22 protein-coding genes are annotated in these 24215 nt (G+C 66.9%); 10 read left to right on the top strand and 12 right to left on the bottom strand.

Annotated features, from left to right (window positions below):
• Window positions 1-4: 4 nt before the first annotated feature.
• Window positions 5-427, bottom strand: coding sequence for a GNAT family N-acetyltransferase (locus BMW90_RS07635; protein ID WP_074835916.1), 423 nt, complete (start codon window positions 425-427; stop codon window positions 5-7).
• Complete coding sequence (dapE, locus tag BMW90_RS07630) at window positions 424-1569, bottom strand: succinyl-diaminopimelate desuccinylase (RefSeq protein WP_074835914.1); 1146 nt, start codon at window positions 1567-1569, stop codon at window positions 424-426. The genes BMW90_RS07635 and dapE overlap by 4 nt, the downstream gene beginning before the upstream one ends.
• Window positions 1570-1849: 280 nt before the next feature.
• Between dapE and BMW90_RS07625 the strand changes: the two genes are divergently transcribed.
• Entirely contained in the window at window positions 1850-2911 is a 1062-nt protein-coding gene (locus BMW90_RS07625) for a Hint domain-containing protein (RefSeq protein ID WP_074835912.1), read from the top strand.
• A 3-nt stretch (window positions 2912-2914) separates the two neighbouring features.
• Here BMW90_RS07625 and BMW90_RS07620 read toward each other — a convergent pair whose 3' ends face one another.
• Window positions 2915-3259 (bottom strand): hypothetical protein, encoded by a 345-nt coding sequence (locus BMW90_RS07620; protein ID WP_074836099.1) that lies wholly within the window; start codon window positions 3257-3259, stop codon window positions 2915-2917.
• A gap of 173 nt (window positions 3260-3432) precedes the next feature.
• Between BMW90_RS07620 and BMW90_RS07615 the strand changes: the two genes are divergently transcribed.
• Window positions 3433-4488, top strand: coding sequence for a transporter substrate-binding domain-containing protein (locus tag BMW90_RS07615; RefSeq protein WP_082154544.1), 1056 nt, complete (start codon window positions 3433-3435; stop codon window positions 4486-4488).
• 37 nt (window positions 4489-4525) lie between these two features.
• On the opposite strand, the gene dapD is transcribed toward BMW90_RS07615, so the two are convergent.
• On the bottom strand, window positions 4526-5353 hold the full coding sequence (dapD, locus tag BMW90_RS07610; protein ID WP_074835911.1) for a 2,3,4,5-tetrahydropyridine-2,6-dicarboxylate N-succinyltransferase: 828 nt from the start codon (window positions 5351-5353) through the stop codon (window positions 4526-4528).
• Between the two features lie 134 nt (window positions 5354-5487).
• On the opposite strand from dapD, the gene BMW90_RS07605 reads away from it, so the two are divergent.
• Window positions 5488-6366, top strand: coding sequence for an LOG family protein (locus BMW90_RS07605; RefSeq protein WP_074835909.1), 879 nt, complete (start codon window positions 5488-5490; stop codon window positions 6364-6366).
• On the opposite strand, the gene BMW90_RS07600 is transcribed toward BMW90_RS07605, so the two are convergent.
• Window positions 6367-6576, bottom strand: a complete 210-nt coding sequence (locus BMW90_RS07600; RefSeq protein WP_048533175.1) for a hypothetical protein — start codon at window positions 6574-6576, stop codon at window positions 6367-6369.
• Between the two features lie 175 nt (window positions 6577-6751).
• Here BMW90_RS07600 and BMW90_RS07595 point away from each other — a divergent pair, with 175 nt between their 5' ends.
• The 3 genes from BMW90_RS07595 to BMW90_RS07585 all read left to right on the top strand — a co-directional run bounded on the left by BMW90_RS07595 (window position 6752) and on the right by BMW90_RS07585 (window position 10814).
• Window positions 6752-9049, top strand: coding sequence for a xanthine dehydrogenase family protein molybdopterin-binding subunit (locus tag BMW90_RS07595; protein ID WP_048533174.1), 2298 nt, complete (start codon window positions 6752-6754; stop codon window positions 9047-9049).
• The gene (locus BMW90_RS07590) at window positions 9027-10130 is read left to right on the top strand and encodes a DUF2235 domain-containing protein (RefSeq protein ID WP_074835907.1); all 1104 of its coding nucleotides are present in this window, start codon (window positions 9027-9029) and stop codon (window positions 10128-10130) included. Before BMW90_RS07595 ends, BMW90_RS07590 begins: the two co-directional genes overlap by 23 nt.
• Window positions 10131-10346: 216 nt before the next feature.
• Entirely contained in the window at window positions 10347-10814 is a 468-nt protein-coding gene (locus tag BMW90_RS07585) for a CoA-binding protein (protein WP_074835906.1), read from the top strand.
• A 3-nt stretch (window positions 10815-10817) separates the two neighbouring features.
• On the opposite strand, the gene BMW90_RS07580 is transcribed toward BMW90_RS07585, so the two are convergent.
• Together BMW90_RS07580 and BMW90_RS07575 are read right to left on the bottom strand one after the other, a co-directional pair.
• Window positions 10818-11603, bottom strand: coding sequence for an inositol monophosphatase family protein (locus BMW90_RS07580; protein ID WP_048533171.1), 786 nt, complete (start codon window positions 11601-11603; stop codon window positions 10818-10820).
• A complete protein-coding gene (locus BMW90_RS07575) occupies window positions 11590-12936 on the bottom strand; it encodes a TldD/PmbA family protein (RefSeq protein ID WP_074835904.1) in 1347 nt (448 codons plus the stop codon). The genes BMW90_RS07580 and BMW90_RS07575 overlap by 14 nt, the downstream gene beginning before the upstream one ends.
• Before the next feature lie 139 nt (window positions 12937-13075).
• Between BMW90_RS07575 and BMW90_RS07570 the strand changes: the two genes are divergently transcribed.
• The gene (locus BMW90_RS07570; protein WP_074835903.1) at window positions 13076-13684 is read left to right on the top strand and encodes a TetR/AcrR family transcriptional regulator; all 609 of its coding nucleotides are present in this window, start codon (window positions 13076-13078) and stop codon (window positions 13682-13684) included.
• A gap of 69 nt (window positions 13685-13753) precedes the next feature.
• On the opposite strand, the gene BMW90_RS07565 is transcribed toward BMW90_RS07570, so the two are convergent.
• Complete coding sequence (locus tag BMW90_RS07565) at window positions 13754-15271, bottom strand: DUF2125 domain-containing protein (RefSeq protein WP_074835901.1); 1518 nt, start codon at window positions 15269-15271, stop codon at window positions 13754-13756.
• 190 nt (window positions 15272-15461) lie between these two features.
• On the opposite strand from BMW90_RS07565, the gene BMW90_RS07560 reads away from it, so the two are divergent.
• On the top strand, window positions 15462-16190 hold the full coding sequence (locus BMW90_RS07560; RefSeq protein WP_407657379.1) for an SDR family oxidoreductase: 729 nt from the start codon (window positions 15462-15464) through the stop codon (window positions 16188-16190).
• A complete protein-coding gene (locus tag BMW90_RS07555) occupies window positions 16187-16798 on the top strand; it encodes an enoyl-CoA hydratase/isomerase family protein (protein ID WP_048533165.1) in 612 nt (203 codons plus the stop codon). The genes BMW90_RS07560 and BMW90_RS07555 overlap by 4 nt, the downstream gene beginning before the upstream one ends.
• A 209-nt stretch (window positions 16799-17007) precedes the next feature.
• Here BMW90_RS07555 and tuf read toward each other — a convergent pair whose 3' ends face one another.
• Together tuf and BMW90_RS07545 are read right to left on the bottom strand one after the other, a co-directional pair.
• Window positions 17008-18183: an elongation factor Tu gene (tuf, locus tag BMW90_RS07550; protein WP_074835899.1), complete on the bottom strand. Its 1176-nt coding sequence runs from the start codon at window positions 18181-18183 to the stop codon at window positions 17008-17010.
• A 90-nt stretch (window positions 18184-18273) separates the two neighbouring features.
• Window positions 18274-18879 (bottom strand): hypothetical protein, encoded by a 606-nt coding sequence (locus tag BMW90_RS07545; RefSeq protein ID WP_074835898.1) that lies wholly within the window; start codon window positions 18877-18879, stop codon window positions 18274-18276.
• Window positions 18880-18994: 115 nt separating this feature from the next.
• Here BMW90_RS07545 and BMW90_RS07540 point away from each other — a divergent pair, with 115 nt between their 5' ends.
• Window positions 18995-20359, top strand: coding sequence for a cytochrome P450 (locus BMW90_RS07540; RefSeq protein WP_074835896.1), 1365 nt, complete (start codon window positions 18995-18997; stop codon window positions 20357-20359).
• A 61-nt stretch (window positions 20360-20420) separates the two neighbouring features.
• On the opposite strand, the gene pheT is transcribed toward BMW90_RS07540, so the two are convergent.
• Together pheT and ald are read right to left on the bottom strand one after the other, a co-directional pair.
• Window positions 20421-22820, bottom strand: a complete 2400-nt coding sequence (gene pheT, locus BMW90_RS07535; RefSeq protein WP_074835894.1) for a phenylalanine--tRNA ligase subunit beta — start codon at window positions 22818-22820, stop codon at window positions 20421-20423.
• A 162-nt stretch (window positions 22821-22982) separates the two neighbouring features.
• Window positions 22983-24104 (bottom strand): alanine dehydrogenase, encoded by a 1122-nt coding sequence (gene ald, locus BMW90_RS07530; RefSeq protein ID WP_074835893.1) that lies wholly within the window; start codon window positions 24102-24104, stop codon window positions 22983-22985.
• Window positions 24105-24215 lie beyond the last annotated feature (111 nt).

Genomic DNA, 24215 nt, shown 5'->3' with positions numbered 1-24215 from the left:
CAGCTCACAATGCGCGTTCCATCATCCGATGGGGAATGCCGGCGTCGTCGAACACCTCGCCATAGGCGGCAAAGCCCAGCTTCTCGTAAAACGGGATGGCATGCAGCTGAGAGCCCAGCGCCGCCTTGCTGAACCGGCCGTCGGCGCGCATCTCGTCCAGCGCCGCGCGGATCAGCGCTGCGCCAAGCCCGGTACCGCGGGCGGCCTTGATGACGCAGACCCGGCCGATCTTGCCGATCTCGCCATTGGGCAGGACGCGCGCGGTGCCAAGCGCCCGGTCGCCCTCGGTGGCCAGCAGATGCAGGGCAATCTCGTCATAGGCGTCACGCTCGATCTCGGGCGGCACGCCCTGTTCGTCGACAAAGACCTCGAAGCGCAGCTTCAGGCAGGTCTCGAGATCGTCGGTGCGGGTGATCGTGGCGCTCATGCGAAGTAATCCCTCAGGATGCGGGCATAGATCGCCTTGAGCTGGTGTACCTGATCCACCGCGACCCGTTCGTCGACCTGGTGCATGGTGCGGCCGACAAGGCCAAATTCCACCACCGGGCAGTGATCCTTGACAAAGCGCGCGTCAGAAGTGCCGCCGGTGGTGCTGAGGTCCGGGGTGATCCCGGTTTCGGCGGCAACCGCGCGCGCCACGAGGTCCGACAGCGGGCCCGGCGGGGTGAGGAAGCTTTCACCGGAGATCTTGATCTTCATTCCGATCTCGACGCCGAATTCGGCGGCCACCGCATCGGCCTCGGCACGCAGCCAGTCGCTGAGCGAGGCGCCGGAATGGGCGTCGTTGAACCGGATGTTGACCGTCGCCGTACTCTTTGCCGGGATCACGTTGGTCGCCGGGTTGCCGGTGTCGATGGTGACCACCGCCAGGGTCGAGGCGTCGAAATGTTCGGTGCCGCGGTCCAGCTCATGCGACGACAGCCGGTCCATCAGCCGCGCCATGGCAGGCAGCGGGTTTTTCGCGCGGTGCGGATAGGCGGCATGGCCCTGCACGCCCACCACCTCGATCCAGGCGGTGACCGATCCGCGACGGCCGATTTTTATCATCTCGCCCATGGTGTCGGGGCAGGTCGGCTCGCCCACGAGGCAGACCGACATCCGTTCGCCCTCGGCCTGCATGTAATCCAGAAGCGCGCGGGTGCCGTGATCGGCGTCGCCTTCCTCGTCGCCGGTGATGGCCAGGATCACCGCGCCCTCGGGCGGCGTCTCGGTGACGAAATCCGCGGCGGCGGCGGCAAAGGCGGCCACGCCCGATTTCATGTCGGTCGCGCCCCGGCCATAGAGAAAGCCGTCGCGGATCTCGGCGCCGAAGGGATCGGCGGTCCAGTCCGCGCGCTTGCCCAGCGGCACCACGTCGGTGTGGCCGTTGAAGCCGAAGGTCCGGGCATGGCCCTTGTCGCCCCAGCGGGCAAAGAGATTGCCGACGCCGCCCCGGTCGACCCGGATGCAGGCAAAGCCCGCAGCTTGCAGCACGTCCTGCACCACGTCGAGCGCGCCGCCATCTTCGGGTGTCACCGAGGGGCAGCGCACCAGCGCTGCGGTCAACTCGAGCGGATCGGTCTGCGACATGAATTACCCCACGGAATTGTGACCTATTTGCAGCGGCTTGCCCGCTGGTTTGACGTATCGCTTAACAGAAGCCGCGCGGGGGTGCTAGGCTGGCCGCAACAATGACGCGGCCCCCGCAGTCCTCCCCCGCTTCAGGTGAACTCCGCCCGGTTCAGGGGATCCGTCCGGCATCAAGACCGGCAAGACTGACAACACGGGGCAAGGCTGCGCAGTAGGGCTGGAGCAGTGGTATGAGTGATGTGAAGTCGCGATCTGTCGCGTCTGTCTTTGGGTGTGCCCGATGAGTTGGGTCGCCGCAGTGGCGCCGGGCGGTGCGGCGCAGGTCTTTCCTCCTTTTGACAAGCTTCCCCCTCGCGGCGCGATGCGCCGGGGCACGGTGTTGCTGGAATGCAGCCTGAGCCCGGTCGCTGCCGCCCGCTCGATCCTGCGCATCCCGTTGCAGGCCCATGCCGCCGGGCATCTGTCGATCCTGGCGCTGCCGCAGGGCTCCTTTGCACTGGTGGTGGGGCAGGGAAAATCCATGGTGCACCGAACGCTCCGGCTGAACCTGCCGGAGGGCAACCAGCTGCTGCGGCTCAGCTTTTCTTGGGATTGCGAGGCCGGGCTGGCGCGCTTTGCGGTGGAGCAAGCCGATGGCCAGGGCTTTGTCACCGGCGCGCTCGACCTGCCGGAGCCAATGGCGCTCGAAAGTCTCACCGCCTTTCCGGCGATGGAGGCCTGCGCGCCCGAGGAGGCGGCGCTGGGCTTTCTGGCGATCTCCAACAGGGTCGAGCCGGTGGGGCCCCTGCCGGGCCTCGCCGCGCGCACCTTCGTCGGCACGCCTTTCGGCCCGCGCGAGGTGTCGCGGTTGCGGATTGGCGATCTGGTGCAGACCCGCGATGGCGGCCAGGAACCGGTGCTGCATGTGGCCCAGCGCATCGTGCCGGGGCTGGGCAGTTTTGCCCCGATCCGCCTGCGGGCACCCTATTTCGGCCTGGAGCGCGACATCGTCGTTGCGCCGCATCAAAAGATTTTCGTCAGCGGCGCGGCGGTGGATTACACCTTCGGCTGCGAGGGGGTGCTGGTGCCGGCGGGATACCTGGTCAACGGCCAGTCGGCCCTGCCGGAGCCGAACCTGCCGCTGGTGAACTACGCGCAGGCGCTTCTGCCGCCGCATGCGGTCTTTGCCGCCAGCGGTGCCTGGACCGAGAGCCTCTATGTCGGGCGCTTGCGCCGTGACAGCGAAAAGCTGGCGGCGACACTGCTGGCCGGGGTCAGGCCGACGCTCTTGCCGGAGCAGGCGCATCTGACGCCGCCGGTGCTGAAACGGTTCGAGGCGCAGGCGCTGGCCGAGGTGGCCTGAGGTTCAGGCGTCGCCGTCGACCAGCGGGTCGTAGAACGGCTCGATCTGCGCCACGACCACCGAATTTTCGTCGCGGGCGCGCTGCATCAGCGCGGCCTCCTCGTCGGCGATCTCTTCGCCGGCGGCGCGTCGCTCGTCGAGCGATCCGTGGCCGGTGACATCGAGCGGCGCCAGATCGGCCTGTTTGAGCAGGGCGACGGTTTCGCGCACCGCTTCGGCCTCGTCGACGCCAGAGGCGTAACAGACCAGCCCGGCGCCGGTGGCGCCATCGGGCAGGCCGTCGCCGGACTTGCGGCCGACCTGGACGACGAGGGTATAGACTTGCTGGCTGCGGGCTTTCTTGGTCATGCGCTGCGGATGCGTCGGGCGGGCGCCCATGTCAAGCCGGTTGATGCCCCCGGATGCGGCGTTCTGCGGCGCAATGGCCCGCATGGCCGGGTAATCCGCCGCCTCACGTTGCGGCGATGTTGCATAGGGCGGCCCGCTTCGGATAATCCCCCGAACCAAAACGAGGATGCCCCATGGCCTGCCGGCCCTTTTTGCAGCTGATTGCCATCGCCCTGTTCCTGCTGCCGTTCCGGGCCGGGCCCGGCGCCGCCCAGGTGCTGGAGTTCGTCACCGTCGAGCGGCCGCCGTTCTCGATGGGCCGCGAGGCGCAGACCGGCTTCAGCATCGACTTGATGCGGATGATGGCCGAGCAGATCGGCCGCGAGGTGCGTTTCGAGACCCTGCCGGCCTTTGGCGAGATGCTGGCGCAGGTGGCCGCCGGCGAGGCGGATGGCGCGATTGCCAATATCTCGATCACCGCCGCCCGCGAGGCGCAGATGGATTTCACCCTTCCGGTGTTCGAAAGCGGCTTGCAGCTGATGGTTTCGGGGTCCGACCGCACGCCGCTCTGGCGACAGGTCTTCACCCGCGACATCGCGATCTATCTTGGCGTGGCGCTTGCCATGCTCTGCGCTGCCGGGACGCTGATGTGGCTGTTCGAGCGCCGCCATCAGCCCTATTTCGAGAAACCCGCGCGCGAGGCGTTCTTTCCGTCGTTCTGGTGGGCGCTCAACTTGGTGGTCAACGGCGGCTTCGAGGAACGCCAGCCAAGGTCGATCCCGGGGCGGTTGCTGGCGACCGTCCTGGTGTTCTCGAGCCTGTTCATCGTGTCGATCTTTGTTGCCAAGATCACCGCCGCGATCACCGTCAACGAACTGACCTCGAGCGTCACCGGCCTCAATGATCTCGACAATCGCGCGGTGGGGTCCGTGGCGGGCTCGACCGCCTCGGATTTCCTCGAGGCCCGCGCGGTGGCGCACAGCGCCTATCCCGGCTACGCCGAGATGATCGCGGCCTTCGAGGCCGAAGAGGTCAGCGTCGTGGTCTTTGATGCGCCGCTCCTGCGCTATTACCTGTCGCAGAACCGCGCCGGCGAGGCCTATCTGGTGGAAACGGTGTTCCGGCGCGAGGATTACGGCATTGCCCTGCCCACCGGCAGCCCGCTGCGCGAGCCGCTGAACCAGGCGTTGCTGCAATTGCAGGAAGACGGGCAGTACAATGCGCTGGTGCGCAAATGGTTCGGCAGGTGAGGGCGGCGCCAAACCGATGGCGCCACCCACGTGAGTATCAGTCGCGCAGCAATTCGTTGATGCCGGTCTTGGAGCGGGTCTTTTCGTCGACCCGCTTGACGATCACCGCGCAATAGAGGCTGATGTTGTTCTTGGACGGCATCGAGCCCGCGACAACCACCGAATAGGGCGGCACTTCGCCATAGCTCACGTCGCCGGTTTCGCGGTCGACGATCTTGGTCGACTTGCCGATGAAGACGCCCATGCCCAGAACCGAGCCCTCGCGCACGATGCAGCCTTCGACCACCTCGGAGCGCGCGCCGATGAAGCAATTGTCCTCGATGATGGTGGGGCCGGCCTGCATCGGCTCGAGCACGCCACCAATACCGACGCCGCCGGACAGGTGCACGTTCTTGCCGATCTGCGCGCAGGAGCCGACGGTGGCCCAGGTGTCGACCATCGTGCCCTCGTCGACATAGGCGCCGAGGTTGACGAAGGAGGGCATCAGCACCACGCCGGGGGCGATATAGGCCGATTTGCGCACCACGCAGTTGGGCACGGCGCGGAATCCGGCCGCCTTCCACTGGTTGTCGCCCCAGCCCTTGAACTTGCTGTCGACCTTGTCCCACCAGCCGGCGCCCTGCGGGCCGTTGTCTTGCAGCTCCATGTCCTTGATGCGGAAACCCAGCAGAACCGCCTTCTTGGCCCACTGGTTGACCTGCCAGTCGCCGTTTTCCTGCCGTTCGGCCACCCGCAGCTTGCCGCTGTCGAGCGCGTTCAGCGTGTCCTCGATCGCTTCGCGGGTCTCGCCGCCGGTCGAGGGGGTGATGGTGTCGCGGGCGTCCCAGGCCGCTTCGATGGCTGTCTCAAGCTGGGCGTTGGACATGGATGTTCCTCCGTCTGGTCCGTCTGTCAGGTTGCGGCGCGTTAGACAGCAAAAACCGCCTCTGCGCAATCGGGGTTGAGTTCGCCCCGCGAACGTTCTTGGATGCGGGACACGCCGAAATAGCAGGACATGACATGAAAGATCCCCGCCGCAGCCGGTTTCGCGACGCCCAGGAAGACCGCAGGGAAGCCGACCGCACACCGGATACGCCGCAGACCCGCGCGCCGGCCTATCGCCTGGCGTTTGCCGACGAGGATTTCCTCTGCCGGGACGAGCTGCGCCCGGTCAGGTTGCAGCTCGAGCTGTTGAAGCCGGAAATGATGATGACCGAGGCCGGGGTGGAAAGCACCATCGTGCTTTTCGGCGGTGCCCGCATTCCCAAGCCGTCGGAGAAACATACCGCGCGCACCGAGACGCTGGCGGAACTGTCACGCTTTTACGACGAGGCGCAGCGCTTCGCCCGGCTGATGACCGAGGAATCGATCAAATCCGGCGGCCGCGAGAATGTCGTCGTCACCGGCGGCGGCCCCGGTGTGATGGAGGCCGGCAACCGGGGGGCGCAGGAGGCCGGCGGCAAATCCATCGGTCTCAACATCGTGCTGCCGCATGAGCAGGCGCCGAATGAATACGTCACGCCGGAGCTCTGCTTCAACTTCCACTATTTCGCCATTCGCAAGATGCATTTCCTGATGCGCGCCAAGGCGATCTGCGTCTTTCCGGGCGGCTTCGGCACGATGGACGAGCTTTTCGAGTCGCTGACCCTGATCCAGACCGGTCGGATGGATCGGGTGCCGTTCCTGCTGTTCGGCCGCGAATTCTGGGAGCGCATCGTCAACTGGGCGGCGCTCGCCGATGCCGGCACGATCGCGGCGCAGGATCTGGACCTGTTCCGCTTTGTCGAGACCGCCGAAGAGGCGCTCGACATCATTCACAACTGGGCGCCGGCGCCGCCGCGCGACGAGATCCCGGGCCGGCAAAAGACCGACCCCGCGAAACACGCGGACGAGCGCTGATCAGGCCGAAAGCTGGACGGGCAGGGCGCAGACTTCCTGCCCGTGCGGCAGGGTGGTGACCATCTCGCCGTGATCGGTGCGCTTGATGGCATAGCCATAGCCCGCGATGCGGTGCTGCCATTCGCGCGGGCTCAGCGCCTTTTCGCGCTCTTCCTCGAGCAGCATCAGGATCTGGGCAATTGTGACTTGATCGATTTCTGTGGTGGACATGAGCTCTACTCTCGTTTGGTTTTTGATTGTTTATGATTCATGGCTAATCCCAGATTCGGACGGAGATCGTTCGTAATTAAGGCAATTTTTGGCGCAGCCCCGGAGTTGGCGACCGTCACTGGACAGTCGCCAACAAAAGCCTAGTGTCGGGGGCATTCGTCGACGGAGAGATCTCATGGAAAAATTCGGCAAGAGCCAGCCCGTGACCCGGGTAGAAGATGTGCGCTTTCTCACCGGGGAGGGCCGTTATGTGGATGACATCGCCCCGGCAGACGCCCTGCATGGCGTGGTGTTCCGGTCGCCGGTGGCACATGCAAGCATCACCGAGTTGAACGTCGACGACGCGCGCGAAGCCCCCGGGGTGCAGATGGTGCTGACCCTGGCCGATCTCGAGGCGGCGGGGGTGAGGCCCGGGCTGGACGCCACCTTGGTGAAGAACATCGACGGCAGCAAGGGCGCCGCGCCGGAACGCCCGGTGCTGGCGCGCGACCGGGTGCGGTTTGTCGGTGAACCGGTGGCGATGGTCTTTGCCGAGACCCTGCAACAGGCCAGGGACGCCGCCGAGCTGATCGAGTTCGATTACGACGACCTGCCGGTCTGCCTGGGGCTCGAAGAGAGCGAGACGGCAATCCACGAGGAAGCGCCGGGCAACCTCGCCTATCACTTCGGCATGGGCGATGCCGCCGCGACCGATGCGGCCTTTGCCGCGGCCGCGCATGTGGTGTCGTTGCAGATCGACGACAACCGGGTGATCGCCAATTCGCTGGAGCCGCGCGGCTGCTACGCCGAGCCCGAGGGCGAGCGGCTGCATGTGGCGATCAACGGCCAGGGTGTCTGGGGCTTCAAGCAGACCATTGCCAAGGCGCTGGGTCTCGACCCGGAGGCGCTGCGCATCACCAATCCTGATGTCGGCGGCGGGTTCGGCATGAAGGCGCAGGATTACCCGGAATACGTGATCTGTGCCCATGCCGCCCGGGCCCTGGACCGTCCGGTGCGCTGGATGGCCGACCGCACCGAGAGCATGCTCAGCGACAACGCCGGCCGTGATCTGACCAGCCTGGCCGAGATGGCTTTTGACGACAATCACCGCATCCTGGCCTACCGTGTGACCACTCGCAACAACCTCGGGGCCTACAACTCCGGCTTTGGCCAGCCGATCCAGACCGAGCTCTTTTCCAAGGTGCTGATGGGCACCTATGACGTGCAGGCCGCCTATATGAGCGTGAAGGGCTATTTCACCAACACCGTGCAGGTCGACGCCTATCGCGGCGCCGGGCGACCGGAGGCGATCTATGTGCTCGAGCGGCTGATGGACCGGGCGGCGCGCGAGCTGGGCGTCGACGGATGGGAGCTGCGGCGGCGGAACTTTATTCCTGCGGCCAAGTTCCCTTATCGAACCGTCACAGGCGAGCTTTACGACGTGGGCGATTTCGACCGGGTGCTGTCGCATGCCGAGGCAAGCTGCGACCGGGCGGGGTTTGCCGCGCGCAAGGCCGCTTCCGAGGAGCATGGCAAATTGCGTGGCATCGGGCTCTGTTACTATATCGAAAGCATTTTGGGCGATCCTTCGGAAGGCGCCAGGGTCACCTTTGACGAGGATGGCGGCGTTTCCCTGTTTGTCGGCACCCAGTCGAACGGGCAGGGCCATGAAACCGTCTATGCCCGTTTCCTCGCCGATCAGACCGGCATCCCGATGGAACGGATCCGGGTGGTGCAGGGCGACAGTGATCTGATTGCCAAGGGCGGCGGCACCGGCGGCTCGCGCTCGGTGACGGTGCAGGCCAATGTGACCCTGACGGCGGTGGCCGGAATGGTGGCCGCATTCACGCCGTTTTTGGCGGATAGCATGGGGGTCGAGGAGAGCGCAGTGCGGTTCGACAATGAGACATTCCGCGCCGAAGGGTCGAACCTGACCCCGACGATGCTGGAGGCCGCGGAGATGGCCCGTGCGGCCGGCCGCGACGACCTTTTGCGGCACGAGGCACGCGACAGGCTGCCCGGCCGGTCCTATCCCAACGGCGCCCATGTCGCCGAGGTCGAGGTCGATCCGGAAACCGGCACCGTGACGGTCGAGCGCTATACCGTCGTCGACGACTTCGGCAATCTGATCAACCCGCTGCTGGCCGAGGGGCAGGTGCATGGCGGCGTCGCCCAGGGCATCGGCCAGGCGGTCACCGAACATGTGGTGCACGACGAGGATGGCCAGCTGCTCACGGCAACTTTCATGGATTACGGCATGCCGCGTGCCGATATTCTTCCTATGTTCCGCTTCGAAACCGAACCGGTGCCATCGACCGCCAATCCCATGGGCATGAAGGGCTGTGGCGAGGCCGGAACCGTGGGCGCCATGGCGGCGATGGGCAATGCGGTGCAGGATGCCTTGTGGGATCGCGGGGTGCGGCAGGCAGACATGCCTTTCACGCCGCTGCGAGTTTGGAGTATGTTGAGGGATGCGTCTCAAACGGCTGCATAAACAGGTCACCGGCTGGCTGGCGCGCAAGCTCCGGTTCCGGCAGACCCGCACCGGTCCCCGCCGGGGACAGCGTATCCATGTGATCCTCCTCGATGGCACGATGTCGAGCCTGCGGGAAGGAACCGAAACCAACATCGGCCAGATCTACAAGCTGCTCTGCGAGGCGCCCGGCGATCTCTCGATCTATTACGAGCCGGGCGTGCAGTTCCCCGACTGGCGCGCCGCGTGGTCGGTACTGACCGGCAAGGGCATCAACAGCCAGATCCGCCGCGCCTATGGCTATCTCGCTTCGCGGTATCGCCCCGGCGACAGGATCTTCCTGCTCGGATATTCGCGCGGCGCCTTTGCCGTGCGCTCGCTTGCGGGGATGATCGACCGGGTCGGGCTGGTGACCGCGCGCCACGCGCTGGAGCGCAATGTCGCCACCGCCTATCGCCATTATCAGACCGCGCCCGACAGCGATGCGGCACTGGCCTTTCGCGCCGCCTTTTGCCATGAGACGGCGCCGATCGAGATGGTCGGGGTTTTTGACACGGTCAAAGCGCTGGGCCTGCGGCTGCCCCTGGTCTGGCGGCTGAGCGCCGATCCGCATGCCTTCCACAACCATCACCTGGGCGACAGCGTGCGCCACGGCTTTCACGCGCTGGCCTATGACGAACGCCGCGCCGCCTATGCGCCGCTGTTGTGGGACGTGCCCGGCGACTGGTCCGGGCGGGTCGAACAGATGTGGTTTCCCGGCACCCATGGCGATGTCGGCGGTCAGATCGCCGGCTTCGAGGCGGCCCGACCGCTGGCCAACCTGCCGCTGGTCTGGATGCTGGACCGGGCCGAGGATTGCGGCTTGCCGCTGCCCGAGGGCTGGCAGGCACGTTTTCCGGCCGATGCCGAGGCGCCTTCGGTCGGCACCTGGTCGGGCTGGGGCAAGATGTTCGTGATCCGCACGCCCCGCAAGCGCATGCTCGACCCGTCCGAGCGTTTGCATCCCAGCTTGCAGGAGCGGCAGGACCACGCCGGCCGGATGACCCGTCTGCTCGAGGCGACCAAGGGCATGCAGGCGCTGATGATGCGCCGGAACGGCTGACACCCCACCCTGCAATTCACGAAACGGTGAGTACGCCTTTTCTTGTCGGGATTGTTGCCTATTTGTCTTTCATGACATGCGAGGCCGGAACCCTTGCATGATTTCACTGTCCCTCGTTCCGCACTCAGCGCCCAGTATTGACTGGGCGCTTTTTTCATGGCCGTCCGGTGGCGCGCCGGCTTTTGTCCTGTCGGGCGCGGTGATAGCGTCGCCGGCATGAGCTACAGCGACTCCTTCCTGCGCGGCATCCTGACCCGCTCCAAGACAATCGCGGTGGTGGGCGTGTCGCCCAATTCCGTCCGGCCGAGCTACTACGTGGCGCGCTATCTCAAGCTCAAGGGCTTTACCGTGATCCCGGTCAACCCGGGGCATGCCGGCAAGGAGCTGTTTGGCGAGACCGTGCGCGCCGACCTGTCGGAGGTGCCGAAAGAGGTCGACATGGTGGATGTCTTCCGCCGGTCCGAGGCGGTGCCCGGGATCGCGGAGGCGGCGCTGACCCATCTGCCGGGGCTCAGGACCTTCTGGATGCAGATCGGTGTCGAACACGCCGCGGCGGCGGCGAAGCTCGAGGCGGCCGGCGTCGATGTGGTGATGAACCGCTGCCCCAAGATCGAATATCAGCGGCTCTTCGGCGAGCTGCGAATGGGCGGTTTCTCCACCGGCATCATTTCGTCCAAGCTGTAACGCTCAGGCCAGCCGGTCGCGGATTGCCCGGTGCAGCCCGGGGTTGGCGGCCAGCACGCCGGGGCTTTGCGGGGTTTCGGTATTGAAGGTCAGGGGCGAACCGTCGGCGGCGGTCGCCAGCGCCCCGGCTTCGGTGGCGATCAGCGCCCCGGCGGCAATGTCCCAGTGCCAGGACGGCCGGATCGTCAGCATCGCGTCAAAACGGCCCTGCGCGATCAGCGCCATGCGATAGGCCAGCGACGGCCGGAACACACGCGTCACCTCTGGCGGCGTGCCGCGCCAATGGGCGGGTTGCATCGTCGGTTTCGGTGCCATCACGCTGGCCCCGGTCAGTTCGGCCCGGCACCCGGTGCGGATCGGTGCGCCGTTCAGCGTGGCCCCCTGGCCCAGCGCGGCGGCAAAGGTGCGGGCGCGGGCGGGCAGGTGAATGACGGCGGCGGTCACCGCGCCCCGGCGGGCGATGGCGATGGAATGCGCCCAGGTGCCCGAGCCTTCGATGAAGCTGCGGGTGCCGTCGATCGGATCGATGATGAAGACATGTTCGCAGCCCAGCCGCGCCCGGTCGTCCGGCGTCTCCTCGCTGAGCCAGCCATACTCCGGCCGGGCAGCGCGCAGGATGTCATGCAGCACGTCGTTGACGGCGAAATCCGCCTCGGTCACCGGGCCCTGGCCGGGCTTGTCCCAGGCCTTGGCGGTGGGGCCGGAAAAGCCCAATGCCACATCGCCCGCGGCCCTGGCGGCGCGCAGCAGCAGGGCGAGATCGGTTTCCTGGGCCTCAGGTGCCTGCAAGGGTCATGCCTTCGACCAGCAGCGACGGCACCACCCGCGACAGGTGGGGGCGGGCGTCATTCGCCGGCACGATCTGCAGCAGCATGTCGCGCAGGTTGCCGGCGATGGTCACCTCGTTGACCGCATGGGTGATCTCGCCATTCTCGACCCAGAGGCCCGAGGCCCCGCGCGAATAATCGCCGGTGTTGGGGTTGATCGTCGAGCCGATCATCGAGGTCACCAGCAAGCCGGTGCCCATGTCGGCAATCAGATCGGCCCGGCTCCTGTCGCCCTGGGTCAGGGCGATGTTCCAGTTTGACGGATGCGGCGGCGCCGAAGTGCCGCGCACCGCATTGGCGGTGCTTTCCAGCCCCAGCTTGCGGGCATTGGCCAGATCCAGCGTCCAGCCGGTGAGTGTGCCACGGTCGACGATGGCGCGGCGCTGCGTCGCCAGCCCCTCGGCATCGAAGGGGCGCGAGCCGGAAATGCGCGGCCGGTGCGGATCCTCGATCACGCTGAGCGCCTCGGGCAGCACCTGCTGGCCCAGCGCATCGCGCAGGAAGGACGAGCCGCGCGCGATGGCGGCGCCGGAAATGGCCGACAGCAGATGGCCGATCAGCGAGGCCGAGATGCGTTCGTCGAACAGCACCGGATAGGTGCCGGTGGGCGGCTTGCGCGGGTTCAGCCGTTCGACTGCGCGGTCGCCGGCGGTGCGGCCGATCTCTTCGGCGCTGCGCAGGTCGGCGGCAAAGGTGCGGCTGTCGCCGTCGTAGTCGCGTTCCATCCCCAGGCCTTCGCCGGCGATGGCGACACAGGACAGCGACGATCCGGTGCGGCTGTAGCCGGCGCCGAACCCGTTGCTGGCGGCGATATGGATGTCGCGCGCCGAATAGCTGGCCGAGGCGGATTGCACCTGGGTGACCTGATCGACGGCCTGCGCTGCCGCTTCGGCCGCTTCGGCACGGGCCTGCAAGGTGGCGGGGTCGGGCTCGGCCGCCGGATCGGCCAGTTCGAGCCCCGCGGCCGAGGTGTCTCGCGCCAGCTGCGCGGGATCGGCGAGGCCGACATGCGGGTCTTCGGGGGCTTCGCGGGCCATGGCGACGGCGCGTTCGGCCATGGCGGCCAGCGTTTCGGGGCGGGTGTCCGAGGCCGAGACATTGGCCTGCCGCCGGCCCAGCAGCACCCGCAGCCCGATGTCGGTGGCCTCTGACCGCTCGGCCTGTTCCAGCGCGCCGGCGCGCACGTCGACGGTGACCGAAGTGCCCCGGATGGCGATGGCGTCGGCGGTGTCGGCGCCGGCGCTGCGGGCGGCGTCGAGCAGGGCTTGGGTCAGGTCGGACAATGGGTGCGGCATATGGGCTCTCCTTGGAGGCCACAGGTAGAGTGCGGGGGGCCGAGGTGCAAGATCCGGTGGCCAAATGCCGGTCTGCGGCCATCTGCGCGTTGAATTCCACCGCCCCGCATGGGTTAGTGGCAAAAACCGGAGATCGACCATGGCCACAGCTCTCGCGCCGCGCAAAGCCCCGCGCCAGGCCCGCAGCCGCAAGACCCGTGATGCCATCCTCGTTGCGGCGGGCGGTATCCTGGCCCGCGAGGGGCTGCGCGGGCTGACCACCAATCACGTGGCGCGGGCGGCGGGGATCTCGATCGGCTCGCTGTATCAGTATTACCCCAACAAGCAGGCGATCATCGGCGCGCTGCTGACCGAAAGCCGTGCTGCGGTTCTGGCCGGCATGGAAGCCGCGGCCGAGGCGGCGGCGGATGCGGCGCTCGACGTCGTTGTCTGTGCCATGGTGCGGGCGCGGCTGCGGCAGCTCTTCGAGCAGCCGGGCCTGACCGAAGCGCTGGAGCGGGCCGAAGCCGAATTGCCCGCCGACCAGGGGCTGGCGCGGCAACGCACCCAAGTGCAGGCGCAAGTGGTCGCGGTTCTGGCGGAATATTACGTCGACGATCCCGAGACCGTGGCGCGCGACGTGCTGGCCCTGGCCGAGGGCATGGCCCATGCCGCATTGCGGGCCGGCGAGGCGGCGTTCGAGCCGCTGGCCCAACGGGTGGAACGCGCGGTGACAGGCTATCTGGCAGGGGTTGTGCCCGAGGCGTGAGCCGGTGCGACTTGCTGCCCCGGGGGCAATGCGCCGCCGCGATTTCTCGCAGGGGCGCCTGCCGGTGCGTTACTGAATCCGCTGGCCGTTCGCGATGACATGGCCCTGTTCATTGACCTCCAGGGTCGAGCTCAGCGTGTCGTCGCCCTGGTTCACCGCGAACATGCCCATCATCATCCGCGCGCCCATCGCCTGTTCCTCGGGCAGCAGGCCCATGGCCACCAGCTTGTCGATCAGCGCATTGGCGCCGCGCAGCTCGGCGGTCAGCGTACCTTGGGGGCGCGGCAAGCCGTCAAAGGTCTGAAGGTCGGAATTGTCGAAGGTGAAGGCGCCGGTGGCGGTCAGCACCGCGCCGATGGCATCGACCACCAGCGTGTTGAGCGTCAACTCATGCAGCTCGGCGGGCACTTCGGCCATTTCCAGCGCCTCGGCCTGGGCCGGATCGAACAGGTCGTAAAGCATCCGCACCTTGCCGGTCAGATCGATCTGCACCGTCGCCGGATCGCGCGGCAATTGGCCGGCCGGATCGAAAATGTTCCAGATCAGGTCGTTCATCTGGAAATCGCCGAGGGTGAGCCCCGCCGCGATATCCTGCGGTGCCTCGCTGCGGGCCACCGGCATGGCAAAGTTGCCGCCGAGCTCGCCGGCGCTGAGCGACACCGGGAACGGCAGATCGCCGCCCTGCACCTGCACGTCGTAGCCATTGACCAGGAAATCGAAGTTCCAGGCCTCGGGCGCGAGCGACACGCCCATGCTGCCGCCTTCGGAACTCGAGGCAAAGCTTGCCGCCTCGCCATCCTCGACGCCGTTGAACTGCGCCGAGCCGCCGGAATACGAGAAGCTGCCGTTGACATCCATCACCGCCATCACCGCCATCGGATCGTCGCTGTCCATGTCCACCGGCAGGGTGCCGGTGCCGGTGTAAGCCAGATCGGTCATGCCGCCCTGAAACAGCAGGGTGTTGTCGGTGTTGTCGGGGTCGCGGCCGGCAAAGTCATAAGACAGGGCGCCGATCTTCATCTCCTGCGCGATGTCGCGCAACGTGCCGGTGGTCATCTGCGAGGTGCCGACCAACCCGTCGAGCAGGATCTCGCCGCGCACCACCTCGCGCGGGAGAGAGACCCCCTCGACCACCAGATCGGCCAGGGAAATCCGCGCCGAGCTTGCCGAATAGGCCCAGCCGGTGGCGCCGGGTTCACCCGAGACCGTCGCCTCGAGATCGGTTGTCTCATATAGCAGTGTGGCCGAAATCTGCTCGTCGCCTTCGGCGATGTCGAAGGTGATGGGCATCTCGGCCGGCCAGGCCACGTCGACGGCGCCATCGCCGGTGGCACTCAGGGTCAGCTCGGGCATCACCATGACGACGGTCACGTCATCCTCGGGGATCGGGATGGTGGTGGTGAGATCGGTGAGGGTGAGCACATCGCCGTCAGAGACGGTCTCGGCGGTGACGGTATAGCCATAGCCCTGCATGTAGCCGCGCAGATCGTCCCAGACCTGGGCAGGGGTGATTTCGGCGGCGGCGGTTTGCGCCAGCATCAGGGTGGCCAGCGCGGTGCCGCCGGCGAGCTTGGGATAACAGAACATGTCAAATGCGCCTTTCCATGAATTTCCGCGCCAGCTTCCCTTGGCCACAGGGCGAGGTCAAGGGGAAGGCGGGCCGCGTTGCGTCACGCCCGCGCGACTGGACCAATGCCGGGCGAGGGGCTACCAAAGACGCCGGAGCCGGACACAGGCGGAGGAAAGCATGTCGGATTTTATCAGCGGAAAATGTGTAATGATCACAGGCGCCAGCCGCGGCATCGGCGCCGCCGCCGCGCGCGAATTTGCCAAGGCTGGGGCGAATGTCGTGCTTGTCGCCCGCAGCGAGGAAAGCGTCGCAGATCTGGCCGGAGAGATCGGCGCGCAGGCGCTGGCCGTGCCCTGCGACGTCAGCCGCTACTGGGAGGTCGAGGCCGCGGTGCGCGTCTCGGTCGAGACCTTCGGCCGGCTCGACGCGGTGATCGGAAACGCCGGCGTGATCGAGCCGATCTCGCTGCTGGCAGGGTCCGATCCCGAGGGCTGGGGGCATGCGATCGATATCAATCTCAAGGGCGTCTACCACGGCATGCGGGCGGCAATGCCGGTGATGACCGGTCAGGGCGGCGGCACGATCATCACCATCTCGTCGGGCGCGGCGCATGGCCCGGTCGAGGCCTGGAGCCATTATTGCGCGTCCAAGGCCGGGGCCGCGATGCTGACCCGCTGCGCCGACAAGGAGGGCCGCGATCACGGCATCCGCGCCATGGGCCTGTCGCCCGGCACGGTGGCGACGCAGATGCAGCGCGAGATCAAGTCGAGCGGCATCAACCCGGTGAGCCGGCTCGACTGGTCCGATCACATTCCGCCGGAATGGGTCGCCACGGCGCTGATGTGGATGTGCGGGCCGGCGGGGGACGCGCATCTCGGGGAAGAGCTGTCGCTCCGGGACGAGGATTGGCGCCGGCAGCTGGGGCTTGTGGAATGATCGACCTGGCCCGCGAGGGCGGGCTCTGGCGGGTGACGATCAACCGGCCGGACAAGGCCAATTCGCTGACCCCTGAGATGCTCGAACGGCTGGTCGAGATCGCGGCGGCGGCACAGGAGGCGCGCGTGCTGGTGCTGACCGGCGCCGGCAAGGTGTTCTCCGCCGGGGCGGATCTCGACGCCGCCCGGGCCGGGCTCGCCACCTCGGAGGTCTGGGAGCGGCTGTCGGCGGCAATCGCGGCCCTGCCGGGGCTGACCATCGCGGCGCTCAACGGCACGCTGGCCGGCGGCGCCTTCGGCATGGCGCTGGCCTGCGATCTGCGAATCGCGGTGCCGGAAGCGAAATTCTTCTATCCGGTGATGAAGCTGGGCTACCTGCCGCAGCCCTCCGATCCGGCGCGCCTGGCGGCGTTGGTCGGGCCGGCGCGGGCCAAGCTGGTGCTGATGGGCGGGGCCAGGCTCTCGGCGGAGGAGGCCCTGCGTTTCGGGCTGGTCGACCGGCTGGTGCCGAGTGACGGGCTGCATGAGGCGGTGCGCGACCTGGCAGTGGACACGCTAGCGGCCAGCCCCGAGGTGGCGCGCGGGATCAAGGCGCTCTGCCGCGCCTGATAAGCCCCGAAGCCTGTCTGGCGCGATCGGGCGAGAGGTCCCGTATCAGGTCCGGGACGGGGCTGCGGGTGGCCTCGCGTCCCGGCCCCGCGCCGGGGCCTCGTGGTGGGGATGCCGCACCTGGCATCGGGCACAAAAAAGCCCGGCGACCCGCAGGGGCCGCCAGGCTGGAAGTGCTGTCCCGGGTCAGGCCCGGGACGGGATCGCGATCACTCGATGATCTTGGAGACGACGCCCGAGCCCACGGTGCGGCCGCCTTCACGGATGGCGAAGCGCAGGCCTTCTTCCATCGCGATCGGGGCGATCAGCTCCACGGTGAACTTCAGGTTGTCGCCCGGCATCACCATCTCGGTGCCCGAGGGCAGCTCCACGGTGCCGGTCACGTCGGTGGTCCGGAAGTAGAACTGCGGGCGGTAGTTGGCAAAGAACGGCGTGTGACGGCCACCTTCGTCCTTGGTCAGGATGTAGCTTTCCGCCTCGAACTTGGTGTGCGGCTTGACCGAACCCGGCTTGCAGAGAACCTGGCCACGCTCGACGCCCTCACGGTCGACACCGCGCAGCAGCGCGCCGATGTTGTCGCCGGCTTCACCGCGATCGAGCAGCTTGCGGAACATCTCGACACCGGTGCAGGTGGTCTTCTTGGTGTCGCGGATGCCGACGATCTCGATCTCGTCGCCAACGTTGATCACGCCACGCTCGACACGGCCGGTCACAACCGTACCGCGGCCGGAGATCGAGAACACGTCCTCGATCGGCATCAGGAAGTCCTGGTCGACGGCACGGGCCGGCTGCGGGATGTATTCATCCACGGCCGCCATCAGTTCCTTGATCTTCTCTTCGCCGATTTCCGGGTTGTTGCCTTCCATCGCCGCCAGCGCCGAGCCGGCGATGATCGGAATGTCGTCGCCCGGGAAATCGTACTCGGAGAGCAGTTCGCGGACTTCCATTTCCACCAGCTCGAGCAGCTCCTCGTCGTCGACCTGGTCGACCTTGTTGAGGAAGACGACCATCGCGGGGATGCCCACCTGACGGCCGAGCAGGATGTGCTCGCGCGTCTGCGGCATCGGGCCGTCGGCCGCATTCACCACCAGGATCGCGCCGTCCATCTGGGCGGCACCGGTGATCATGTTCTTGACGTAGTCGGCGTGGCCGGGGCAGTCGACGTGGGCGTAGTGCCGCGCCTCGGTCTCGTATTCCACGTGGGCGGTCGAGATGGTGATGCCGCGGGCTTTCTCTTCCGGCGCGCCGTCGATCTGGTCATAGGCCCTGAAGTCACCGAAGTACTTGGTGATCGCCGCGGTCAGCGTCGTCTTGCCGTGGTCAACATGGCCGATGGTGCCAATGTTGCAGTGCGGTTTGGAACGCTCAAACTTTTCCTTTGCCATGTCTTCTGGCGCCTCGTGGTCTGGGGGGCCGGACTTGGCCCGTTGCTACATCGCGGGCGAGATATTGGCTTTGAAGAGGAAAATCAAGCGTCAGTTGACCGGTTCGGCCGCCTTGTTGGTGTTCTTGCCGTCTTCGGCTTTTTCGACCCTCGCCTCGGGGGTAAACCAGCCGTGGCGCTTCTGTTGCACTCCCAGCCAGACCTCGAGCTGCTTGGTGCCCTTGATCACCAGGTTCTCCATCTGCTGTTCGGCGGTCTGGGTCAGGCCCGAGCCCGCCACCGTCTCGGCGCTGATCGCCTCGAGCACGGTGATCTCATGCGGCTCCTCGTTCAGTTTGATGCCCTTTTCGTCGTCCCAGACGGTGACGCGAAAGATCAGGACCGATTTCGGTTGCAGCACCAGCGGCACGCCGACCTGGGCCAGCACGTAGCCCTCGACCGAGATGCCGAAGTGATAGAGCTTCTTGTCGGTGCCCTCGTAGCGGCGGAACCGGTCCTCGACCGCCGCGTCCATCGCTGCGATCCATTGCTCCTTGCTGGCCTCGCGCGAGAGCGGCCCCTTGACCAGATTGGGCGCGACGACGATCGAATGCCCCAGCTTGAAATCGCCCAGCGGCGCCGGGGCTTCGTCGAGATCGCGGCCATCGCCACAGGAGACAAGAGCGACAAGGGCGAAGAGGGCAATCAGGGCGCGCATCGGGCAGTGGTCCTTGGTTGGATCGTGCAGGCCATTACCTAGCCCAGTGGACAAGGTGGCGCAATTGCACGCGGCCGCCAGCCGCCTATATCTTGTAGGCAAGGGAGAGAGCGCCATGCCGGACACCACACTGCCGCCGCGCCTGCCGGTGCATGTGCCACTGGGCACACGCCCGCTCGGGCTGTTGGCGAGCCTTTCGGCCGCGCGCCGCAACCTGTTGAGTATCATACCAAAAATTGCCACGACCCAGCCGATGGTCTCGGGCAGGACCGGGGCGCGCTGGCACATGGTGATGGATCCGGATGCGATCCGCGCGATGCTGCTGGAACGGCTCGACGATTACCCCAAGTCGCTGGTGACCAAGAACCTCCTGCGTCCGGCGATCGGCGAATCCCTGTTCATTGCCGAGGGGGCGCATTGGCGCTGGCAGCGCCGCGCCGCGGCACCGGTGTTTTCCCATCGCAACGTGATGAACCTGGCGCCGATCATGACGGCGGCGGCGGAACGCTGCTGCGCCCGCATTTCCGCCGCCGGGCCCCGGGCGGTGAACCTGCATGACGAGATGGTGACAACCACCTTCGATGTGATCTCGGATGTCACCTTCTCCGGCGACAGCGTGTTCGACAAATCCGGTGTGCACCGGGCGATTGACGATTACATCGCCGCTGCGGGCAAGATCTCCCTGTTTGACATGCTGGGCTTTCCCGACTGGGTGCCGCGCCCCGGGCGCCTGCTCTCGGGCAATGCGGTGCGGCAGATGAAAAGCGTCGCCGACAGCGCGATCGACGCCCGCGCGGCGCGCGGCCATGACGGCGTGCCCGACCTGCTCGACCTGCTGCTGGCCGGCGAGGACCCCGAGACCAAACGTCGGATGTCGGTGGCCGAGCTGCGCGACAACCTGCTGACCTTCATTGTTGCCGGCCATGAGACTACGGCGCTGGCGCTTTCCTGGTCGCTCTATCTCTGTGCCTTCGATCAGGAGGTGCAGGAACGCGCCCGTGCTGAGGCGCAATCCCTGCTTCAGGGCCGCGCGGCGGGGGGCGAGGATGTGGCAGAGCTGCCCTATGTCCGGCAGATCGTCGACGAGGCGATGCGGCTATATCCGCCGGCCGGGATCATTTCGCGCACCGCGCGGAAAGCCGACACGCTCTGCGGCCGCGAGGTGCGGCCCGGGGATACCGTAATGGTGCCGATCTATGCGCTGCACCGCAACGCCTTGCTGTGGCGGGAGCCGGACGCGTTTCGCCCCGAGCGCTTTGCCGATCGCAAGGCGGTGCCGCGCTATGCCTATCTGCCGTTCGGTGACGGTCCGCGGATCTGCATCGGCGCCAGTTTCGCCATCCAGGAAGCGGTGATCATCCTTGCGACCCTGTTGTCGCGGTTCCGGTTCACGCCGGTCGACGGGCGCACCCCGGGGCCGGTGATGATCATCACCCTGCGGCCCGAGGGCGGCGTGTGGTTGGAGGCGGAGGCGGTTTAGGCGTTAGCGCGGGCCGGGATATGCGGCGGGTATGCAACCCACCGCCCGGGACCCGGCCGAACTACCCCCGCAGCACGCCGCCGGTTGCCTTTTCGACCTTGGCGACAACCTTGGACGACACCGCCTCGATGTCCTTCTCGGTCAGCGTCTTTTCCGAGGGTTGCAGCCGCACGGTGATTGCCAGCGACTTCTTGCCTTCGCCCAGCGAGCCGCCGATGAATTCGTCGAACACCCGCACCTCGGAGATCAGCGCCTTGTCGGCGCCGCCGGCGGCGTTGACCACGTCGAGCGCCGCCACATCCGCGTCAAGCACGAAGGCGAAATCGCGTTCCACCGCTTGCAGGTCGTTCAGCTCCAGCGCCTGACGCGTCGCGCCGGATTTGCGCGGCAGCGGGATATCTTCGGGGAAGAGGGTGAAGGCCATCGCAGGGCCTTTCACGTCCATCGCCTGCAACACCCTGGGGTGCAGCTCGCCGAAGATGCCCAGCACCTTCTTGGGCCCGAGGCAGATCACCCCGTGGCGGCCCGGATGCCACCAGCCCGGACCGTCGCGGCGGATCTGCGCCTTGGCCGGGGCGCCCATCGCCGCCAGGATCGCCTCTGCATCGGCCTTGGCGTCAAAGACATTCACCGCTCGCGACGCGCCATGCACATCCTTGGGCCCGGTGCGGCCGACCAGCAGGCCCGCCACCTGGGTGCCCTGTTCGCCGGGTTCGCCGCCCGAGAACACATGGCCGAGCTCGAACAGTGCCATGTCCATGAAGCCGCGCGCCTGATTGCGCGCCGCCGCCTGCAACAGCCCGGGCAGAAGATCGGGGCGCATGTGGCTCATCTCGGACGAGATCGGGTTGGCCAGCCGGGTCGCATCCTCGCCGCCGCCAAAGAGCCGGGCCGAGGCCTCGTCGATAAAGCTGTAGGTCACGCATTCGTTGTAGCCCAGCGCCGCCGTGCCGCGCCGCGCCGCCGCCTCGCGCTTTTGCATCGGCGAGAGGATCGGCCGCGGCACGCCTTCGGAGGGGCGCGGCAGCGGTTTCGCCGGCAGCTTGGTCAGCGAGGCGACACGGGCCACCTCTTCCACCAGGTCGGCGGTGCCCAGCACATCGGGGCGCCAGGACGGCACCTGCGCGGTATTGCCTTCGAGCCGGAATCCCAGCGAGGTCAGGATCTGGCGCTGCTCGCTCTCGGGGATCTCCATGCCGACCAGCGATTGCAGCCGCTTCGGGTCGAGCTCATAGGCGCGGGCCACATTCGGCACCTCTCCGGCCATCACGATCGACGAGGCTTCGCCGCCGCAGAGATCGAGGATCATCCGCGCCGCATCCTCCAGCGCCTGCATGTTGTAGGCCGGGTCGATGCCGCGTTCGTTGCGATAGCGGGCGTCGGAATTGATCTTGAGCGCGCGGCCGGTCATGGCGATCTGGATGTGATCCCAGACCGCGGCCTCGAGAAAGACATTGGTCGTCTCGAGCGTGCAGCCGGTGGCCAGCCCGCCCATGATGCCGCCGATGCTCTCGACGCCCTGATCGTCGGAGATCACGACCTGGCCTGCCGCGAAAGTGTACTCCTTGTCGTCCAGCCCGGTCAGCAACTCGCCGCCCCGGGTGCGGTGCACCCGGAGGTTGCCTTTGACCTTGTCGGCGTCAAAGACGTGCAGCGGCCGGTTGCGGTCATAGGTGAAGAAATTGGTGATATCGACCAGCTTCGAGATCGGCCGCAGCCCGATGGCGCGCAGCCGGTCCTGAAGCCACTGCGGGCTGGGGCCGTTTTCGATGTTGCGGATCAGCCGGCCGGCAAAGACCTCGCAGCCGTCCTTGCGGGTGTCGTCGTCGATACGGATGGCGATCGGGCAGGGGAACTGGCTCTCGACATGGTGCCGGTCGGGGGTCTTCAGCTTGCCCAGCCCGCGCGCCGCCAGGTCGCGGGCAATGCCGTGCACGCCAAGCGCGTCGGGGCGGTTGGGCGTGATGGCGATCTCGATCACCGGGTCGACCTTGGCCGGGTCGTTTTCGGCCAGCCAGTCGGTGTAGCTTTGACCGACCTCTCCCGAAGGCAGTTCGATAATGCCTTCATGCTCTTCCGACAGCTCCATCTCGCGTTCGGAACACATCATGCCGTAGCTCTCGATGCCACGGATCTTGCCCACGCCGATGGTGGTGTCGATGCCCGGCACATAGACACCGGGCTTGGCGATCACCACGGTGATGCCTTCGCGCGCGTTGGGCGCGCCGCAGATGATCTGGGTCTCGCCCTCGGCGGTGGCCACCTGGCAGACCTTGAGCTTGTCGGCATCGGGGTGTTTCTCGGCGCTGACGACCTTGCCGATGGTGAATTCCGCCAGCCGCTCGGCCGGATTCGAGACCTCCTCGACCTCGAGGCCGAGATCGGTGAGCGCATAGGTGATCTCATCGACCGAGGCCTGCGTGTCGAGATGATCCTTGAGCCAGGACAGGGTGAATTTCATGTGCGTCGCTTCCGGTCAGTCAATCGGTTTGGCCGGGAGATACCGTAAAGGGGGGACAGGGGAAAGACCCGGCATGCCGCGGCGCCGCCCCCCGATCCTTCTTCTGTTCGAAAATATCGCGGAGGGCCCGCAAGGTGGGGGCAGAGCCCCCTCCGCCATCGCCTAGGCTGCGCTCACCAGCGTGCTCGGTGCCGCCACCTCGATGCCCAATGCCTGGCCCACCGCGCCATAGGTCAGCTTGCCGGCATGCACGTTCAGCCCGTTGAGCAGGTTCTCGTCCTCGGCGCAGGCGCGTTTCCAGCCCTTGTCGGCCAGCGCCAGCATGAAGGGCATGGTGGCATTGCCCAGCGCGATGGTCGACGTGCGCGCGACGGCGCCCGGCATGTTGGCGACACAGTAATGCATGATGCCGTCGACCTCGTAGATCGGGTCGGCGTGGGTGGTGGCCTTCGAGGTTTCGAAACAGCCGCCCTGATCGATCGCCACGTCCACCAGCGCCGCGCCGGGCTTCATCTCCGAGAGCTGCGCGCGCGAAATCAGCTTGGGTGCGGCGGCCCCGGGGATCAGCACCGCGCCGATCACCATGTCGGCCTCGCGGGCGATCTCGGCGGTGTTGCCGGCGCTGGCATACATTGTCTTGAAGGTGCCGCCGAAGACGTCGTCGAGATAGCGCATCCGCGGCAGCGAGCGGTCGAGCACGGTGACATCCGCGCCCATCCCGGCGGCCACCCGGGCCGCATGGGTGCCGACGACGCCGCCCCCGATCACCGCCACTTTCGCAGGGCCGACGCCGGGCACGCCGCCCATGAGGACGCCGCGGCCGCCATTGGCCTTTTGCAGCGTCCAGGCGCCGACCTGCGGCGCCAGCTTGCCCGCCACCTCGGACATCGGCGCCAGCAGCGGCAGCCCGCCGCGGCCGTCGGTCACCGTTTCATAGGCAATCGCGGTGCAACCCGAGGCCAGCAGGTCGCGGGTCTGCTCGGGATCGGGGGCAAGGTGCAGATAGGTGAACAGCAACTGCCCCTCGCGCAGCATCTTGCGCTCGCCGGCCTGCGGCTCCTTGACCTTGACGATCATCTCGGCCTCGGCAAAGACCTGTTCGGCGCTGTCGACGATGCCGGCGCCCACGGCGCTGTAGGCTTCGTCCTCAAAGCCCGCGCCGGCACCGGCGCCGCTCTGGACGATGACCTCGTGGCCATGCGATATGGCTTCCTGGGCCGCGTTGGGCGTCAGGCCGACGCGGAATTCCTGGGGTTTGATCTCGCTGGGGCAGCCGATCTTCATCTTGGGGTCTCCCTGTTGGATTTTCTGTCAGCATGGCGCGGATCTGGGGGCAGGTGATTGACATTTTTCCTTGGTTCCGGGGCATTTTTCGGAGACCCTTCGGTAATATGG

Source organism: Marinovum algicola (assembly GCF_900109145.1).
GTDB classification, from domain to species: domain Bacteria; phylum Pseudomonadota; class Alphaproteobacteria; order Rhodobacterales; family Rhodobacteraceae; genus Marinovum; species Marinovum algicola.
Note: the sequence above shows the minus strand (reverse complement) of the source record. Positions and strands in the feature narration are given on the sequence as shown.